Below are 16823 nucleotides of genomic sequence, written 5' to 3' on the forward strand. Positions count from 1 at the left end.
AAGGAAGCCCATGGCAACGACCACACCAGCCGGTGTGCGGGCTCATGCCAAGCACGGGGGAGGCTCCGCCGAGTACGCCCCGATGACGCACCGGCAGATCATGGAGGCCATCTCCGGTCTGCTGCTCGGCATGTTCGTGGCGATCCTGTCGTCCACGATCGTCACCAACGCCCTGCCGCACATCATCAGCGACCTCGGCGGCGGCCAGTCCGCCTACACCTGGGTCGTCTCGGCCTCGCTGCTGGCCATGACCGCGACCACTCCCCTGTGGGGCAAGCTCGCCGACCTGTACAGCAAGAAGGCGCTCGTCCAGATAGCCCTGGTCATCTATGTGCTGGGCTCCGCGGCCGCCGGACTCTCGCAGAACTCCGGCATGCTGATCGCCTGCCGTGTCGTCCAGGGCATCGGCGTCGGCGGTCTGTCCGCCCTCGCCCAGATCGTCATGGCCGCGATGATCTCCCCGCGCGAGCGCGGCCGTTACTCCGGCTACCTCGGCGCGACCTTCGCCGTGGCCACCGTCGGCGGCCCGCTGCTCGGCGGTGTCATCACCGACACCGACTGGCTGGGCTGGCGCTGGTGCTTCTACGTCGGCGTCCCCTTCGCCGTCATCGCGCTGATCGTGCTGCAGAAGACCCTGCACCTGCCCGTCGTGAAGCGGGACGTGAAGGTCGACTGGGCCGGTGCGTTCTTCGTCGCCGCGGCCGTCTCGCTGCTGCTGATCTGGGTCACCTTCGCCGGTGACAAGTACGACTGGCTGTCCTGGCAGACGTACACGATGGTCGGCGGTTCGATCGTCCTCGGTCTGGTCTTCGTGCTCGTCGAGTCCAAGGCGAGCGAGCCGATCATCCCGCTGCGGCTGTTCCGCAACCGCACGATCACCCTCGCGTCGCTGGCCTCGCTGTTCGTCGGTGTCGCGATGTTCACCGGCACGGTCTTCTTCAGCCAGTACTTCCAGCTGGCGCGGGACAAGTCCCCGACCATGTCGGGCGTCATGACGATCCCGATGATCGGCGGTCTGTTCGTCTCCTCCACCGTCTCCGGTCAGTTCATCACCCGCACCGGCCGCTGGAAGGCCTGGCTGGTCAGCGGTGGTGTGCTGGTGACGGCCGGGCTGGGCCTGCTCGGCACCATCCGCTACGACACGGCGTACTGGAAGATGTCGATCTTCATGGCGCTGCTGGGTCTCGGCATCGGCATGATGATGCAGAACCTGGTGCTGTGCACGCAGAACCAGGTCGACCCGCGCGACCTCGGCTCCGCCAGCTCCACGGTCACCTTCTTCCGCTCGCTCGGCGGTGCGGTCGGCGTCTCCGCGCTGGGCGCGGTGATGGCCCACCGGATCACGCACTACGTCAAGGACGGCATCGCCGCCCTCGACCCGCAGTACCGTGCGGCGCTGGCCGGTGCCGGCTCCTCCACCGACAGCATCCCGGACCTGGGCAAGCTGCCGGCCCCCATCCGCACCCTCATGGAGAGCGCCTACGGCCACGGCATCGCCGATGTCTTCCTGATCGCCGGCGCCCTCGCGGCCGTCGCGTTCCTGATCACCCTGTTCATCAAGGAGGTCCCGCTGAAGACCAAGGGCGCGCTGGCGCAGGCCGCTGCCGCCGAGGAGACCCCCGCTGCAAAGGCCGCTCCGGCCGCCGTCGAGGCTCCCGCTGCTCCGACTGCCGAGCACGTCCCGAGCTGGGCCGTCTCCGACACCGAGGTCGCCGCCGACGGCACGCAGCGGCTGGCCGCCGTGGCCACCCTCGCCCGGCCCGAGGAGTCCGCCGGTTCCGGCGGGATCCCGGTGCGCGGCTTCGTCCGCGGCAACGAGGGCGCGCCCGTGCCGCAGGCCGCCGTCACGCTGATCTCGCTGGCCGGACGGCAGCTGGGCCGGTCGGTCGCGCAGGCCGACGGCTCCTACGCCGTCGAGGCGCCGAGCGTGGGCAGCTACGTCCTGATCGCCGCCGCCGACGGTTTCCAGCCGCAGGCGTCCACGGTCGTGGTGAACGGTGAGCCCGTCTCGTACGACATCCTGCTCAGCGGCACCAGTGGGCTGAGCGGTGTGGTGAGGGCCGCCGAGACCACGCTGCCCGTCAAGGACGCGATGGTCATCGTGACCGATGTCCGTGGGGAGCTGCTGGCCACCGCCGCCACCGGTGAGCAGGGCGAGTTCTCCCTCGCCGAGCTGGTGCCCGGGACGGTGACCGTCGCGGTGAACGCCGCCGGGTACCGGCCGCGCGCCCTGCCCGTCGAGGTGGGCGGCACCGGAGTCACCCGTATCGAGATCGACCTCGACTCGGGCGCCCAGCTGCAGGGCGTGGTCCGCGCCCCGCACGGTCCGCTGGCCGACGCCCGGGTCACCCTGGTCGACGCGGCGGGCAACGTGGTCGGGACGGCCACCACCGGCACGGACGGGGCCTACGCCTTCACCGACCTGAACGGCGGCGACTACACGGTCATCGCGACGGGCTACCCGCCGGTCGCGACCGCCCTGACGGTGAACGGCCGCGGAGTCGACGGCCACGACATCGAACTGGCCCATCCGGGCGAGTAGTTCGGTACTCCGGCCCGTGGCGGACGGCATGCGCGCTCTGAGCGGAGGTGCGCGCCCGGCGCCACGGGCCGGTCGCTTTACGACCAGCTTCACGAGCAGTTGCACTGCAGGCAGAAACGGGAGTCAAGATGGGCCTGACCGCGAAGATCCGTACGCGGGACGGATGGGCCGTGTCGCACGCGGTCGTCACGGTGACCGACATGACCGGCACACAGGTGCTGCGCGCGGAGGCGGACGCCGAGGGGGCCGTACGGGACGCCACCGAGCTCGCCCCGGGCGCGTACACCGTCATCGTCACGGCCGTCGGGTATGCGCCCGTGGCCTCCAGCGCGCTGGTCACGGCGAGCGGACGGGCCGAGCTGGGTGCGGTGACGCTGGCCCGGCAGGGCGGCACCGAGCTGCCGCCGCCCGGGCCGTGGACCATCGACCCGGCGCACTCCTCGGTGGGCGCGGTCGCCCAGCACCTGGGGATCTCCAGCGTGCACGGGCGGTTCACGGAGTTCGCCGGTCGCGTCGAGATCGCCCCGGACGAGGTGGAGAAGTCCCGGGTCGAGGCGGTGATCCGGGCCGCGTCCATCGACACGGGCAACGGCATGCGCGACGACCATCTGCGCTCGCCGGACTTCCTGGACGTCGAGAAGCACCCGGAGATCATCTATCGGTCGACGGGCCTCACGGCGGCGGGCGCGGACCGCTGGACCGTGCACGGGGAGCTGACCCTGCACGGGGTCGTACGGCCGGTGGACCTGGACCTGGCCTACCTGGGCACGGGCGCGGACCCGTGGGGCGGGACGCGCGCCGCGTTCCGGGCGACGACGGAACTCCGCCGCGAGGACTTCGCCATGAACTACAACCAGGTGCTCCAGGCGGGCATCGCCGCGATCGGCACGACCCTGAAGGTGGAGCTGGACATCCAGGCGGTGCAGGGGGAGTCGCTGCCGCAGGTCTGAGCGTGGGCGTAGGCACGGCAGGAGCAGGCTCGCCGGGCCGCACGGGCCTAGGCTGGCGCCATGGCACCGAACATCGCGACCAACACCCGTGTCTCCCTCGACGAACTCCTGGACTTCGTACGCCCCCGCCACCGCGCCATCCTGCTCACGCGCAGGGCCGACGGCAGCCCGCAGGCCTCGCCGCTGACCTGCGGGGTCGACGACTCGGGGCGGATCGTCGTCTCCACCTACCCCGAACGGGCCAAGACCCGCAACGCCAAGCGGGACGAACGCGTCAGCCTCGTCGTGCTGAGCGACGACTGGAACGGCCCGTGGGTCCAGGTGGACGGAACGGCGGAGGTCATCGACTCACCGGAGTCCGTGGAACCGCTGGTCGAGTACTACCGGAACATCGCCGGTGAGCACCCGGACTGGGACGAATACCGGGAGGCGATGGTCAAGCAGGGCAAGTCCATCATCCGGGTCACCCCCGAGAAGTGGGGCCCGGTGGCCACCGGGGGCTTCCCGGCGCGGCTGTCGTCCGGGGACTAGCAACCGCCGGCCGCGGCCACTCGACGGACGGAGTCCGGCGCAGCGCCCCGAAGCCTGCGAAGCAGCGCGAGGAGCGCAGAAGGAAGGGGCGGGGCCCGGTGGCCACCGGGGGCTTCCCGGCGCGGCTGTCGTCCGGGGACTAGCCACCGCCGGCCGCTGCGGCGCGGCTGCGCCTTCGGGGAGGGGTGCGTCAGCCTCGGGCCACCATCGCCTCGATGCCCGCCACCAGCAGGTCCAGGGCGAAGTCGAAGTCGCGTTCCCACATCTCGTGCACGGTGTCGCCGCCGCGGGCCGCCATGATGTCCTCGGACTCCTTGACGACCTCGGCGGCCTGCGGGTCCTGCGTCACCGCGCTCATGGCGTGCTTGAAGTACTCGTCCGCGGTCATGCCGAAGTCGGCGCTGCGGGCGTTGAAGTGGCCCTCGATCGTGCCGAAGCCGTACACGAACTGGAAGACGGAGGAGATGGCCGCCGCCAGCCCGTGCGTGGGCAGTCCGGTACGGCGGATGACCCGTTGCACGACCCGGGCGAAGGCCAGGTTGTTCGGGCCGATGTTGAGGAACGTACCCGCCAGCGGCGACAGCCAGGGATGGCGGACCAGCAGCGAGCGGTACTCCCTGGCCAAGGCGCGCAGCTGGTCGCGCCAGTCCTCGTCGGCGTCCGGCTCCGGCAGGGCGATCTCGCCGAAGGCCGCGTCCAGGGCGAGTTCGAGGAGGTCGTCCTTGGTGTCGACGTACCAGTAGACGGACATCGCGGTGACGTTCAGCTCGGCCGCCAGCCGGCGCATGGAGAACTTGGCCAGCCCCTCCGCGTCGAGCAGGCGGACGGTGACCTCGGTGATCCGGTCCCGGTCGAGCCCCGACGGCTGCCCGCCACGACCGCCCCGGCGGACCTTGCCCTCCAGCCACACACTGGTCCGCGCCGCCCGCTCGGCTGCCCTCACCATTGGCGCACCTTCCTCGACCCACGTTTCACTGATCACGATGCCAGACGGCAGCCGCCGCAAGGGGCGCGGGACTGCATCGCTGTGCGGCTCCGCCGCGTGAGCGCAGACAACCACCGGGCCACCCGAGCTCTAGGCGACCACCACCCCCGAGTCTGCCCGCTCAGCCCGCCGCAGCAACGCCGCCGCCACGAACCCACCCAGCAGCACCGCCACCGCTCCCACCAACTGCCCCGTCCGCAACCCCGCCGCCAGCCCGGCCGACGGCATACGGGAGCTGAGCACCGCCCCGAGCACGGCGACCCCCAGCCCGTTCCCGAACTCCGCGAGCGTCCCGTTGATCCCGGCGCCCACCCCCGCCTTCTCCGGAGGAATCGCGCTCATGATGGCGTGCGCCATCGCCGGGTTGGCGACCGCACACCCCCCGCCGATCAGCAACAGCCCCACCAGCGTCCCCGCATAACCGCCGGAGTCCAGCAGCGCGATGGCCACCAGCCCACCCGCCATCAGCACCATCCCCAGCGCAATGGACACCGGCGTACCCAGCCTGGCGGCCCACTTCGCCGACAGCCCCGAGAAGTTCAGCGCGACGACCGTCAGCGCGAGCGGCGCCGTCCGCAGACCGGCCTCCAAGGGGCCGTAGCCCAGGACGAGTTGCAGATGCTGGGTGAGCAGGAACAGCGCCCCGCCCATGCCGAAGGTGATCAGCACCGCACCGGCGACCGCACCCGTGAACCGCCGGTCCCTGAAGAAGTGCAGGTCGAGCATGGGGTACGGGATCCGGGTCTCCCAGTACGCGAAGGCACCCAGGACCAGTACGGCGATCGCCGCAGTGCCGAGGACCCGCCCCGACGTCCAGCCGTGCTCCGGCCCCGAGATGATCGCGAACACCAGCGCGGCCATGCCGATCGTGGAAAGCAGGGCGCCGAGGAGATCGGGGCGGTCACCGCGCGGATTCCGGGACTCCGGCACCAGGGCCACGACAGCCATCAATCCCAGCGCCACCACCGGCAGGTTGACCAGGAAGATCGCTCCCCACCAGAAGTGGTTCAGCATGAACCCGCCGAGCAGCGGCCCCGCCGCGAAACCCAGCGCGTTGACCGCCGCCCAGATGCCGATGGCCTTCGGCTGCTCCTCGGTCGTGAAGATCTGCATCGCCACGGCCAGAGTCGTGGTCAGCAGCAGCGCACCGCCCACGCCCATACCGGCCCGCGCGGCGATCAACTGCCCGGTGCTGCCCGCCAGTCCGGCGGTCAGTGAACCGACCCCGAACAGGGCCAGGCCCGCGATCAGCATCTTCTTGCGGCCGTAGCGGTCGGCCGCGCTGCCCGCGGTGAGCAGCAGGCCCGACTGCACGAGCGAGTAGGCGTTGATCATCCACTGGATGTCGGCGGTGGCCGCGCCCAACTCCCGGGTGAGGGAGGGGATCGCCACGTTCAGGACGGTGTTGTCGAGCAGCACGGTGAGCTGGGCGAGACAGATGACACCGAGGATCAGCCAGCGCCGGGGGTGGCCCTGCGGCCGGCTCTGTGGGGACGTAGACATGCCATACACCGTATAGCTGGGCGCTATACGGTGTACAACACTTTTCCCGACAGCTATCGGCTGCCGACTGCTAGCTGCTCGCCTTCTGCGTCAGGTCGTAGAAGGTCGACGAACCGACCGTCACCTTCTTGAAGTTCTTCTCGACCCACGACGTGATCTGCGAAGACGTGCCGCTGCTACGGCCGCCCATCATGCCGCCGCCGGTGCCGCTGGAGATGAAGTAGTGGATCCTGCCGTCCGCCACGTACTTCTTGAACTGCGCGAGGGTCGGCGACGGGTCGGTGCCGTTGAAGCCGCCGATCGCCATCACCGGGTCGCCGGTGGAGAGCTGGTAGCTCGCCGCGTTCTGCGCGCCGACGGCCGCCGCGACCCAGGTGTACTGGGACGCGTTCGTCTCCAGCAGCTTCTTGGCCTGCGAGCTGACGCTCGCGCCGTTCAGCAGGCCGCCGACGCCACCGCCGCCGCCCATGCCGCCGCCCGCCCGGCCGCCGGGCACACCGCCCTGCTGGTTCGTGCCGCCGCCCGGGAAGCCGTCGCCGTTCTGGGTGTTGCCGTTGCCGTTCTGCTGGTTCTGCTGGTTCTGCCGGCCCGGCAGGCCACCGCCACCGAAGCCGCCCCGCATTCCACCGCCGCCGCCGAAGCCGCCCCGGCCGCCGCCCATCATGCTCGCGCCGGCCGGGCCCGCCGTGACGATGGAACCGGTGTGCGCACTGTTCACGGTGGACAGGGTGTACGCGGTCGGACCGGCCAGCGAGGCCAGGAGGCCCATGGCGGCCGCCCCTAGGGCGAGCTGCCGGCTGATCCGGCCCGCGAAGATCAGACCGAGCGCGGCGACCAGGCCGCCGACCAGGACCAGGTACTTCAGCCAGGGCAGATAGTCCGAGGTGCGGTTGAGGAGTACGTAGCCCCAGGCGGCGCTCGCCACGACCGCGGCCGCGAGGGTGAGGGACGCCCAGGTCTCGCGCCGCTTCTCCCACAGGAGCGCGGAGCCCATGCCGACCACGGCGGCGAGGTAGGGGGCGAGGGCCACCGTGTAGTACTGGTGGAAGATGCCCGCCATGTAGCTGAAGACGACCATGGTCAGGAGCAGCGACCCGCCCCAGACCAGGAACGAACCGCGGGTCACGGAGGTCCGCCGGTACTTGCGCGTGGCCACCAGCCCCGCGACGAGGAGGATCAGCGCGGCCGGCAGCAGCCAGGAGATCTGGCTGCCGACCTCGGAGTTGAACATCCGGTTCCACCCGGTCGCGCCCCACATGCCGGTGCCGGTGCCACCGCCTCCGCCGCCGACGCTGCCGGTCTCGTTGCCGCTCAGGCGCCCGAAGCCGTTGTAGCCGAAGGTCAGCGAAAGGAAGCTGTTGTCCTGCGAGCCGCCGATGTACGGGCGGGAGGAGGCGGGCCACAGCTCGACGAACGCGACCCACCAGCCGCCGGCCACCACCAGCGCGGCCGTCGCCGCGGCCAACTGCCCGAGGCGCTTCCTCAGCGACACCGGCGCGCAGACCGCGTAGACGATCGCAAGGGCCGGAAGGATCAGGAAGGCCTGCAGCGTCTTGCCGAGGAACGCGAACCCGATCGCCACACCGGCCCACACCAGCCACTTCGTACGGCCGTCCTCCAGGGCCCGGACCACGAAGTAGCAGGCGACCGACATCAGCAGCGCCAGCATGGCGTCCGGGTTGTTGAACCGGAACATCAGCGCCGCGACGGGAGTCAGCGCGAGCACCGCGCCCGCGATCAGTCCGGCCGCGGGGCTGAACCGGCGGCGCACCGACGCGTAGACGACGGCGACCGTCGCAAGGCCCATGAGGACCTCGGGGACGAGGATCGCCCAGGAGTTGAGGCCGAAGATCCGCACCGACAGCTCCATCGGCCACAGGGAGGCCGGGGGCTTGTCGACGGTGATGGCGTTGCCCGCGTCCAGCGAGCCGAAGAAGAACGCCTTCCAGGACTTGCTGCCCGCTTGGACGGCCGCCGAGTAGAAGGAGTTGGCGTAGCCGGAGGCGCTCAGGTTGTAGAGGTAGAGCAGGCCGGTGGCGAGCAGCAGGCCGAGGAAGGCCGGGCGTACCCAGCGGGGGTCCTCGGGGTGGCCGCGCCGGAGTCTGCGGACGAAGGGCCGCTCGGGTTCATCGGATCCGGGCGCGACGGGCTGCGGCACGTCCGTGGTCGCCGTAGGTGGCGGGCCCCATGCGGAGGGACCCGGCTGGGTCGTCCGGTCGTAGTGCGTGGTCATCGTCAGTCCCTCGGGTCGGTGTCGGTCGGGCGCACCGGCTGCAGATGCAGGGTGGCGTCCTCCCAGCGCTGGTCCGCGACTGCACCGGCGCGGAACTGGGTGGTCAGGTACGGGTTCGGCTGCGCGACCGGACGCTGCGGGAGCGGCTGGTACGGCTGCGCGTGCTGGGACGGCTCGCTGTCCCGCCGGTCGGAGAACACCCAGGCGCGGAAGAGCAGGAAGCGCAGCACGGTCGCCGCGAGGTTGGCGGCGACGAGCACCGCCAGCTCGGTGGAGTGCCCGGGGTCGGAGGTCGCCGCGTTCAGGGCGGCGAGCGAACCGCTGGTCAGCGCGAGGCCGATGCCGAAGACGACCAGGCCCTGCGCCTGGTGCCGGACGGCGCCGCCGCTGCCGCGCACTCCGAAGGTGAGGCGCCGGTTGGCCGCCGTATTGGCGACCGCGGAGACCAGCAGGGCCAGGGCGTTGGCGACCTGCGAGCCGCCGAACTGCCGGAAGAGGCTGTAGAGGACGAGATAGAACAGGGTCGACAGACCGCCGACGACACAGAACCCGACGAGCTGGCGGGCCAGCCCCTTCGGTACGTCCTGGATCTCGCGGTCGCGCGGGTCGTCGCCGAACGGCCGGGTGATCCGGTCCAGCGGCAGCGACCCGGTGGCCAGCGCCTTGCCCACCCGCCACACGCCCTTGAGGTCCTCGGTCGCCGTCTTCACGATGTGCACGGTGGAGTCGGGATCGTCGACCCAGTCGACGGGCACTTCGTGGATACGAAGCCCCGCGCGCTCGGCGATGACGAGCATCTCGGTGTCGAAGAACCAGCCGGTGTCCTCGACCAGCGGCAGCAGCACCTGCGCGACATCACGCCGGATCGCCTTGAAACCGCACTGCGCGTCGGAGAAGCGGGCCTGCAGCGAGCCGCGCAGGATCAGGTTGTACGCCCGGCTGATGAACTCCCGCTTCGGTCCGCGCACCACGCGGGAGGAGCGGGCCAGCCGGGAGCCGATCGCCAGGTCCGAGTGGCCGGAGATCAGTGGCGCCACCAGCGGTAGCAGTGCGTTGAGGTCGGTGGAGAGGTCCACGTCCATGTAGGCGAGGATCGGCGCCTCGGAGGCGGACCACACGGCCCGCAGGGCGCGACCGCGGCCCTTCTGCTCCAGCCGGAAGTTGGAGACCTCGGGAATCTCCGTCTCCAGCCGCGCCGCCACCAGCGGAGTGGTGTCGGTCGACGCGTTGTCCGCGATCGTGATCCGGAACGCGTACGGGAACGTGCGCTTGAGATGGTCGTGCAGTCTCAGCACACACGGCTGGAGGTCCTTCTCCTCGTTGTAGACGGGGATCACTACGTCCAGGACAGGCGTACCGGCGTCGCCGGCCGGGAGGTGCTCCCGCGCCGGCAGGGTGCCGGGAGAAGAGTCGCTTCGCATGGAAACGACTCTGGTCAAGTGCCCTGTTGCACCCATGTGGTGGCACTGTGGTCTGCCTGTGAGTGCGATTGCCAGTTCGTTTCGGGAGCCGGGTGGGGTACCACCGGGGCAAGCGCCGGCAGATGCACGGTGAACACCGTGCGTCCGGGAACGCTGTCCACGGTCACGGCACCGCCGTGCGCGGTCGCGACGGCCTGCACGATCGCCAGACCGAGGCCCGTGGAACCGGAGGCACGGGAGCGCGAGGAGTCACCGCGCGCGAACCGCTCGAAGACGTGCGGCAGCAGCTCCGCCGGTATCCCCTGCCCGTTGTCCTCGACGTCCACGCACATCCACGGTCCGCGCCGCTGGATGCGTGCGGTGACCGTCGTACCGGGCGGGGTGTGCTTGCGGGCGTTGCCCAGCAGGTTGACGAGCACCTGCTGGATCCGTGCGGCGTCCGCGGACACCAGCGCGGGCTCGTCCGGCAGGTCGAGCCGCCAGATGTGGTCCATTCCGGCCGCACGGGAGTCGCTGACGGTGTCCACGACCAGCGGGATGAGATCGGTCTGCTCGAACTGGAGCGGCCGCCCGGCGTCGAGTCGAGCGAGGAGAAGGAGGTCTTCCACGAGCAGTGTCATCCGGCCCGCCTCGGACTCGATACGGCCGAGGGCGTGCCGGGTGTCGGGGCCCACCTGCTCCCTGCCGCGTCTGGTCAGCTCGGCGTACCCGCGGATGGAGGCCAAAGGAGTGCGCAACTCGTGGCTGGCGTCCGCGACGAACTGCCGTACCCGCATCTCGCTCTGCTGCCGCGAGTGCAACGCGCCATGGACATGGTCCAGCATCCGGTTGAGCGCGGCCCCGACCTGCCCGACCTCGGTGTGCGGGTCGGTCTCGGACTCCGGGACGCGCTCGGAGAGGTTCACCTCGCCGGTGTGCAGGGGGAGTTCGGAGACCCGGGTCGCGGTCGCGGCGACGCGGCGGAGGGGACGGGTGGCCACGCCGACGAGGACGTAACCGGCGATGACGGCGGCACCGAGGCCGGCGGCGGTGACGCTTACCTCGACGAGGATGAGGGTGTTGATCGTGCTGTCGGGGACCTTGGTCGGCACGGCGACGTAGTAGCTGCCGTTCTCGCTGCTTACGTATTTGACGCGGTACGTGCCCAGCCCGCTGATCTCCACGGTGTGGATCCTGCCGTCCTGGGAGACGGTGTTGAGCGAGTTACGGGCCGCCTCGCTGAGGGAGTTGGGGACCATCCCGCTGAGGTCGGTGCTCTCGTCCGACCTCTCGCCGTACTTGGCGTCGGTGATGTGGCCCTTCTGGACCCTGGCGATGACCGTGCGCTCCGGCTGGGGGCCATGCGTGACGAACTCGGTCAGGTCGAGGGTCTGGCTGTTGCTGCCGACGTCGTTGCTCCGGGCCGAGTTCCGCTTGTCGGGGCCGCCGCCGATCGGCCCTCCGAAGCCTGCCGCCCGCCCGGCGACCTGAACCAGCTGTTCGTCCAACTGGTCGTACAGATGCTGCCTGAGCGCCAATGTCGTCACCGTACCGATCACCGCACAGACCACGGCGATCAGCACCACGGACGCGACGACGAGCCGCGCCCGCAGGGTGCGCGGCTGTCCCGCTCGTCGCTTCTGCGTGCGCGGTCGTCGCCGTCCGCTCATGACGCGGCAGGCTTGATCAGATAACCGGCTCCCCGCCGGGTGTGGATCATCGGCTCACGACCGGCGTCGATCTTGCGCCGCAGATACGAGATGTAGAGCTCGACCACATTGGCCTGCCCACCGAAGTCGTACGACCACACCCGGTCGAGTATCTGCGCCTTGCTGAGCACGCGCCGCGGATTGCGCATCAGGAAGCGCAGCAGCTCGAACTCGGTGGCCGTGAGGTGGATGCCCTCCCCGGCACGGCTGACCTCGTGGCTGTCCTCGTCCAGGGTCAGGTCACCGACGACGAGCACGGAGTCGGACCTCCGGTCGGCGGCACCGGAGCGCCGGATCAGCCCCCGCAGCCGTGCCACGACCTCTTCCAGGCTGAACGGCTTGGTGACGTAGTCGTCGCCGCCGGCGGTGAGACCGGCGATCCGGTCCTCGACCGCGTCCTTCGCGGTCAGGAACAGCACCGGCACGTCCGGCAGCTCACGGCGCAGCCGCCCGAGCACCGTCAGCCCGTCCATGTCCGGCAGCATCATGTCGAGAACGACGGCGTCGGGCCGGAACTCCCGCGCGGTCTGGATGGCACCCGTGCCATCCCCCGCACTCCGGATCTGCCATCCCTCATAGCGAAGGGCCATGGACAGCAGCTCGGTGATCGACATCTCGTCGTCCACCACAAGCACTCGGACGGGGCTCCCGTCCGGCCTCAGCAGTTCGGTGCGCCCCTGGGGCGAGGTCGTGGTCATGCTGAACACACTGTCGGGATCCTCTGAGAACACCCTTTCGGCAACCTGTGATTTCCCTGAGAAACGCACAGGCACCTCTCAGGCGAACCCTGGGAAGCTCTTGCTCTGCCGCATCGTCCCGCGGGCTCTCACAACCCGAACAACCGCGCCCCGTTGTCATGGCAGACGGCCCGCAGCCACTCCTCGCCCAACCCCAGCCGCTCCAGCGCCTGCAGCTGATGGACGTACGGGTACGGGATGTTGGGAAAGTCGCTGCCCAGCAGGATCCGGTCGCCGAGCTCGCCGAGCCGTGCCAGCGCCCGCCGCGGGAACGGCGCGAGCCGCTCAGCGAAGTCCGTGAACGCCATCGTCGTGTCCAGCCGCACCTCCCGGTACCGCTCGGCGAGGTCGAGGAAGTCCTCGTACTCCGGCATCCCCATGTGCGCGACGACCAGCCGCAGCCGGGGATGCCGGGCCAGCACCCGCCCGACCGGCTCCGGCCCGGTGTGCTTGCCCGGCGCGGGCCCCGACCCGCAGTGCATCACCACCGGCACCCCGGCCTCGGCCAGCAACCCCCAAGCGGGATCGAGGAGTTCACTCGCCGGGTCGTACGCCCCCACCTGCACATGAGCCTTGAAGACCCGCGCTCCCGCATCGAGGGCTTCCTGGACGTAGTCCTCAACGCCGGCCTCTGGGAAGAGCGTTGAGGTGTGCAGACAGTCCGGAGTACGGCCGGCGAAGTCCGCCGCCCAGCTGTTGAGCCACTGCGCCATGCCCGGCTTGTGCGGGTAGAGCATGGCGGTGAAGCGACGCACCCCGAACTCCCTGATCAGCGCGACCCGTTCCGCTTCCTCCTTGCGGTACGTGATGGGCCATTCGACGCCGCCGGTCAGCGGCCCCAGTGAGTCGAAGTAGCCCCAGACCTTGCGCAGCACCCGCTCGGGCATGAAGTGGGTGTGCACGTCGACCAGCCCGGGCAGCCCGAGCCGCTGCCAGAACCGCCGCACATCCTCGGAAGAGGTGCCGATGGGCAACGGCACAACGGGCTGATCGCTCATGTCGTCCACGATCGACGGCAGAGGGACGGGTGTCCATAGCGCTTGCCAAAAGAGAGCGACTATCGGGGAATCGGGCGCAGGAACGCGGGGTTTTCCCCCGCTCGCCGGAGACATGGCGGCACGATTCCGCGGTGGTCACACGATTGGCCGCGCCCGAGATGAAACCTGCCGCAGGGGTATGCAGAGTGATGGTCGAGGGGGCAACACACCAAACACGCCTGGAGATATCCATGTCACGAATACTCGCGATCGGCGCCGCCCTTGGCTTCGCTCTCGCAACCGCGACTGCCTCGGCCGGAACCGCGATGGCCGCGCCGTCCGTTCTCCACACCGCCGTAAAGACCACAACGGTCCAGTCCGTCCCGATCGCCTATCGCCACGGCGGGGATGACGGCGACTGCGACGGCGTCGGCAACCAGTGCGCATGACACCTATCGCCGCGTGAGATAGGGGCAGGCAGAGGAGGAGGGCTTTATGCCCGTCATTTCCTCCTCTGCCTTCCTCACGCGCAACACTCACTCCACGAATACGCCGTGCCAGAGATTTGTTGGGTTTGCTAATTCATTGCTTATTTTTGTTGTTGAAACATTGGTTGTCGTCGGCGCCGCAGCAGTCGAGCCGGCACTCAGAACAAGCCGTCCTGGGCGCTGAGTCCACGCTTGGACTCCTTCACCGGAAGGGTGAGTTCGCCCTCTGCCACAGATCCCTCGGCAGGAAGCAACTCCCACCCGCGCATCAACCGCGTATCCAGCACAACGACGCCCCGCCCGGTCACCAGATGCAGATCCGGCCCGGCCGCCGCAACCAACCGCCCACTCACCGCCCCGCCCGCGACAAGCTCGGTCACCTCGCCGACGGCGGCCGGCAGGCCGGCGATCCCGAACGCCTCGGCGTGATCGACCGGTTGGCAGGGCTCACGGGCGAGTGACTCCGGCCAGCCGTCGAGTGCGAGCGCCCGCGCGTGCAACTCCTCGACCTCTGCCGCCCGCTCCGCCTGCGTCACCGGCAACCCTGACCGCACCGCCCGCTTCTCGGCATACGGGATCCGGTCCGGTACCTGGAGCGCGGCCCGCAGCAACTCCTCGGTGCGCCGCGCCGCCATCAGCGGCCCCAGCCCCAGCCAGCTGAAGCAGACCGCACCCTGCTCGAGCAGCCGTGCGGACCCCCGCTCCTCCGCCGTGATCCCGACCTTGACCATGCCGGGCCCGAACCACGCCAGATACACGTGGTACGGCCGCGGGTCGTCCGCGATCGTGTCGGCGGCCACCGAGTGCGCCCGGTCCAGCCGCGCACACTCCTCGCACCGCGCCCCCGTACTCCGCCCCGGCACGACCGCCCGTACCGGACACGCATGTCCACGTGCGCCCACACATGTCCGCACACCCCCGTCCGCGACCCCGAAGGCCACCCGTTTCCCCCAAGGCAGCACCGAGCGCCGCCCGCCGTCCCATGCCAGCACGGGACCGCCTGCCGCCCATCGCAGCCCCGAGCACTTCCATGCCTGTGCCATTGCCTTCGAGAGTAGGGGGCGGCACTGACAAGGGACCGCGACGAGGGAATTCGAGCAGGTCGGCGCCCTGGTGCAGCCGGTTCAACGCCCTGACTCGGCCGCGGCGGCAGGCTGCGGCTCCCCGCCGCCGGCCGCGACCACCGCGCCGTACGACTCCGCCGTACGCCCTGCTCCCCGCCCGCGCCCGGCCAGCCGGCAGCCGACGCACCCGGGATGCCCCTCCCGCGCCGCCAGATCCCGTACCCGCCATCCCCACTGCTCCCTGGGCCGCCGCCCCGGCGGCTTGCCCCACCCCGCAAGGTGCAGCGCCCAGGTCACCAGGACGCTCACGACCACGATGCCGAGCCCTCCGGCCAGGGTGATCACCGAGGCCGTACACACCCCGAGCCCCAGCACCACAGCCCCCGCGCTCGCCACCCCAAAACCGGTCCAGCCCGCGACCGTGTGCCCCTCGTCATACTGGTGTGCGCTCATGTACCCGCCTCCCCGAGGACGAACGGGATCCGGACAGCGACCGGACGGCGCGCCAACCAGATCCCTCACCTTCTAAGAAATTTACCTCATAAACCTCTGACGATCTAAGGGAATCAGGAATCCGTCATGCAAGCCAAGCCGCGCCCGACCGCCACCCCGGCCCAGGCGCTGTCGGCAATGGACCACCTCATCGCGACCAGTCTGATCGGCCAGCAGGAGATGGCCCAGCAGATCGGCCTGAACGTCACCGACCTGACCTGCTTCGGCTACGTCATCGAGGCCGGCGAGAACCTGCTCACGGCCGGCGACCTGGCAGCCCGTGCCCACGTCACCACGGGCGCGGTCACCGGGATCCTCAACCGCCTGGAACGCGCTGGTTACGTCACCCGCCGCCCCGACCCGACGGACCGGCGCCGGGTCCGCGTGGCCGCCGTGCCGGACGCGGAGGCCCGCGTCCGCGAGGTCTACGAGCCGTACTACGCCCGCCTGAACGAGCTCTTCGCCGACTACTCCCCCGACGAAATCGCCGTCCTGACCGACTGGTTCACCCGCGCGAGCGCCCTGGCGGCCGGCTACCTGGAAGAGCACTGCCGAACGGACTGAGCCGGACCTGCTGCGGGCCGCCCTCCCGCTGCACGCCGAGCGCGCCCGCCCACGCGCCTCCGAGGCCTTCCGCCGCCCGGCGGCCGCCGCTTGAACTCGTCCATCTGTGTCGGTGTCAGATCAGGACGACCCCGGAGGCCCGGAATCCTTCGGGGCCTCAAATACGCGTGAAACCAACAGGATTCGGGCCCGTCGGCGGCCGAGGCGACGCGTTCCGGTTCGCCCGATTGCGCATGATTGACCCCGTATGCCAGCTCCGAAGAGCGCGGCGGGACATATCGGATTAGCCTCCCAAATGAGCGCTTAGTGGATCTTTGATGTTGCGCTCATTCGACCCAAGGAGGAGTCATGCGCAAGCTTCAGAAGGCCGCTGTCGCGGCCGCCATCCTCGGCAGCTTCACCCTCATAGCCACCGGCACCGCCACCGCCCAGCCCGCGAACCTCATGCATGAAGGCGGCGGGTGCAGGTCCCACGACCTGAACATCGACATCCTCGGTCAGGTCGGACTGCTCAACGGCCTCCTGGGCAATGCGCTCAATGGCGAGGGCAACGCGGGCGGCCAGAACAACCACGTCGGCTCCAGTACCTGCGACTAGGTGGCCACTGATCGCGTCACGTAGCTGACCGACTTGGGTCTCGGCGCCCGG

At 70.1% G+C, this 16823-nt stretch carries 15 protein-coding genes; 6 read left to right on the plus strand and 9 right to left on the minus strand.

What is annotated here, in order from left to right; translation table 11 throughout:
- Window positions 1-10 precede the first annotated feature (10 nt).
- From ACIBW9_RS12825 to ACIBW9_RS12835, 3 genes are all read left to right on the plus strand, one after another.
- Window positions 11-2542 (plus strand): MFS transporter, encoded by a 2532-nt coding sequence (locus ACIBW9_RS12825; RefSeq protein ID WP_398954185.1) that lies wholly within the window; start codon window positions 11-13, stop codon window positions 2540-2542.
- Between the two features lie 128 nt (window positions 2543-2670).
- Window positions 2671-3492, plus strand: coding sequence for a YceI family protein (locus ACIBW9_RS12830; RefSeq protein ID WP_398954187.1), 822 nt, complete (start codon window positions 2671-2673; stop codon window positions 3490-3492).
- Window positions 3493-3552: 60 nt separating this feature from the next.
- Window positions 3553-4023, plus strand: coding sequence for a PPOX class F420-dependent oxidoreductase (locus ACIBW9_RS12835; RefSeq protein WP_398954189.1), 471 nt, complete (start codon window positions 3553-3555; stop codon window positions 4021-4023).
- A gap of 190 nt (window positions 4024-4213) precedes the next feature.
- On the opposite strand, the gene ACIBW9_RS12840 is transcribed toward ACIBW9_RS12835, so the two are convergent.
- The 7 genes from ACIBW9_RS12840 to ACIBW9_RS12870 all read right to left on the minus strand — a co-directional run bounded on the left by ACIBW9_RS12840 (window position 4214) and on the right by ACIBW9_RS12870 (window position 13588).
- The gene (locus ACIBW9_RS12840; protein ID WP_398954192.1) at window positions 4214-4969 is read right to left on the minus strand and encodes a TetR/AcrR family transcriptional regulator; all 756 of its coding nucleotides are present in this window, start codon (window positions 4967-4969) and stop codon (window positions 4214-4216) included.
- 129 nt (window positions 4970-5098) lie between these two features.
- Window positions 5099-6511: an MFS transporter gene (locus tag ACIBW9_RS12845; protein WP_398954194.1), complete on the minus strand. Its 1413-nt coding sequence runs from the start codon at window positions 6509-6511 to the stop codon at window positions 5099-5101.
- A 70-nt stretch (window positions 6512-6581) separates the two neighbouring features.
- Window positions 6582-8744 carry a glycosyltransferase family 39 protein gene (locus ACIBW9_RS12850; RefSeq protein ID WP_398954196.1) on the minus strand — a complete coding sequence of 721 codons (2163 nt, stop codon included), beginning with the start codon at window positions 8742-8744 and terminating at the stop codon, window positions 6582-6584.
- Between the two features lie 2 nt (window positions 8745-8746).
- Entirely contained in the window at window positions 8747-10165 is a 1419-nt protein-coding gene (locus tag ACIBW9_RS12855; protein ID WP_398954198.1) for a glycosyltransferase, read from the minus strand.
- A 14-nt stretch (window positions 10166-10179) separates the two neighbouring features.
- Window positions 10180-11814, minus strand: a complete 1635-nt coding sequence (locus ACIBW9_RS12860) for an ATP-binding protein (RefSeq protein ID WP_398954200.1) — start codon at window positions 11812-11814, stop codon at window positions 10180-10182.
- Window positions 11811-12551 carry a response regulator transcription factor gene (locus ACIBW9_RS12865; RefSeq protein WP_311736776.1) on the minus strand — a complete coding sequence of 247 codons (741 nt, stop codon included), beginning with the start codon at window positions 12549-12551 and terminating at the stop codon, window positions 11811-11813. The genes ACIBW9_RS12860 and ACIBW9_RS12865 overlap by 4 nt, the downstream gene beginning before the upstream one ends.
- A gap of 128 nt (window positions 12552-12679) precedes the next feature.
- Window positions 12680-13588 (minus strand): amidohydrolase family protein, encoded by a 909-nt coding sequence (locus tag ACIBW9_RS12870; protein ID WP_398954202.1) that lies wholly within the window; start codon window positions 13586-13588, stop codon window positions 12680-12682.
- Window positions 13589-13818: 230 nt separating this feature from the next.
- Here ACIBW9_RS12870 and ACIBW9_RS12875 point away from each other — a divergent pair, with 230 nt between their 5' ends.
- Window positions 13819-14016, plus strand: a complete 198-nt coding sequence (locus ACIBW9_RS12875) for a hypothetical protein (protein WP_398954204.1) — start codon at window positions 13819-13821, stop codon at window positions 14014-14016.
- A 197-nt stretch (window positions 14017-14213) separates the two neighbouring features.
- Here ACIBW9_RS12875 and ACIBW9_RS12880 read toward each other — a convergent pair whose 3' ends face one another.
- Window positions 14214-15098, minus strand: a complete 885-nt coding sequence (locus tag ACIBW9_RS12880; protein WP_398954206.1) for a DUF2797 domain-containing protein — start codon at window positions 15096-15098, stop codon at window positions 14214-14216.
- An 81-nt stretch (window positions 15099-15179) separates the two neighbouring features.
- The gene (locus tag ACIBW9_RS12885) at window positions 15180-15572 is read right to left on the minus strand and encodes an HGxxPAAW family protein (RefSeq protein ID WP_398954208.1); all 393 of its coding nucleotides are present in this window, start codon (window positions 15570-15572) and stop codon (window positions 15180-15182) included.
- A 126-nt stretch (window positions 15573-15698) separates the two neighbouring features.
- Between ACIBW9_RS12885 and ACIBW9_RS12890 the strand changes: the two genes are divergently transcribed.
- Both ACIBW9_RS12890 and ACIBW9_RS12895 read left to right on the plus strand, forming a co-directional pair.
- Window positions 15699-16175: a MarR family winged helix-turn-helix transcriptional regulator gene (locus ACIBW9_RS12890; protein WP_398954210.1), complete on the plus strand. Its 477-nt coding sequence runs from the start codon at window positions 15699-15701 to the stop codon at window positions 16173-16175.
- Window positions 16176-16523: 348 nt separating this feature from the next.
- Entirely contained in the window at window positions 16524-16772 is a 249-nt protein-coding gene (locus ACIBW9_RS12895) for a hypothetical protein (RefSeq protein WP_389073087.1), read from the plus strand.
- Window positions 16773-16823 lie beyond the last annotated feature (51 nt).

This window comes from Streptomyces sp. NPDC049541, from assembly GCF_044465725.1.
In the GTDB taxonomy this organism is placed as follows: domain Bacteria; phylum Actinomycetota; class Actinomycetes; order Streptomycetales; family Streptomycetaceae; genus Streptomyces.

Bases quoted from the DNA above. Each gene is read 5' to 3' on its own strand.
- ACIBW9_RS12825 (WP_398954185.1), top strand. From the start codon at position 11: ATGGCAACGACCACACCAGCCGGTGTGCGGGCTCATGCCAAGCACGGG.
- ACIBW9_RS12830 (WP_398954187.1), top strand. From the start codon at position 2,671: ATGGGCCTGACCGCGAAGATCCGTACGCGGGACGGATGGGCCGTGTCG.
- ACIBW9_RS12835 (WP_398954189.1), top strand. From the start codon at position 3,553: ATGGCACCGAACATCGCGACCAACACCCGTGTCTCCCTCGACGAACTC.
- ACIBW9_RS12840 (WP_398954192.1), bottom strand. From the start codon at position 4,969: ATGGTGAGGGCAGCCGAGCGGGCGGCGCGGACCAGTGTGTGGCTGGAG.
- ACIBW9_RS12845 (WP_398954194.1), bottom strand. From the start codon at position 6,511: ATGTCTACGTCCCCACAGAGCCGGCCGCAGGGCCACCCCCGGCGCTGG.
- ACIBW9_RS12850 (WP_398954196.1), bottom strand. From the start codon at position 8,744: ATGACCACGCACTACGACCGGACGACCCAGCCGGGTCCCTCCGCATGG.
- ACIBW9_RS12855 (WP_398954198.1), bottom strand. From the start codon at position 10,165: ATGCGAAGCGACTCTTCTCCCGGCACCCTGCCGGCGCGGGAGCACCTC.
- ACIBW9_RS12860 (WP_398954200.1), bottom strand. From the start codon at position 11,814: ATGAGCGGACGGCGACGACCGCGCACGCAGAAGCGACGAGCGGGACAG.
- ACIBW9_RS12865 (WP_311736776.1), bottom strand. From the start codon at position 12,551: ATGACCACGACCTCGCCCCAGGGGCGCACCGAACTGCTGAGGCCGGAC.
- ACIBW9_RS12870 (WP_398954202.1), bottom strand. From the start codon at position 13,588: ATGAGCGATCAGCCCGTTGTGCCGTTGCCCATCGGCACCTCTTCCGAG.
- ACIBW9_RS12875 (WP_398954204.1), top strand. From the start codon at position 13,819: ATGTCACGAATACTCGCGATCGGCGCCGCCCTTGGCTTCGCTCTCGCA.
- ACIBW9_RS12880 (WP_398954206.1), bottom strand. From the start codon at position 15,098: ATGGCACAGGCATGGAAGTGCTCGGGGCTGCGATGGGCGGCAGGCGGT.
- ACIBW9_RS12885 (WP_398954208.1), bottom strand. From the start codon at position 15,572: ATGAGCGCACACCAGTATGACGAGGGGCACACGGTCGCGGGCTGGACC.
- ACIBW9_RS12890 (WP_398954210.1), top strand. From the start codon at position 15,699: ATGCAAGCCAAGCCGCGCCCGACCGCCACCCCGGCCCAGGCGCTGTCG.
- ACIBW9_RS12895 (WP_389073087.1), top strand. From the start codon at position 16,524: ATGCGCAAGCTTCAGAAGGCCGCTGTCGCGGCCGCCATCCTCGGCAGC.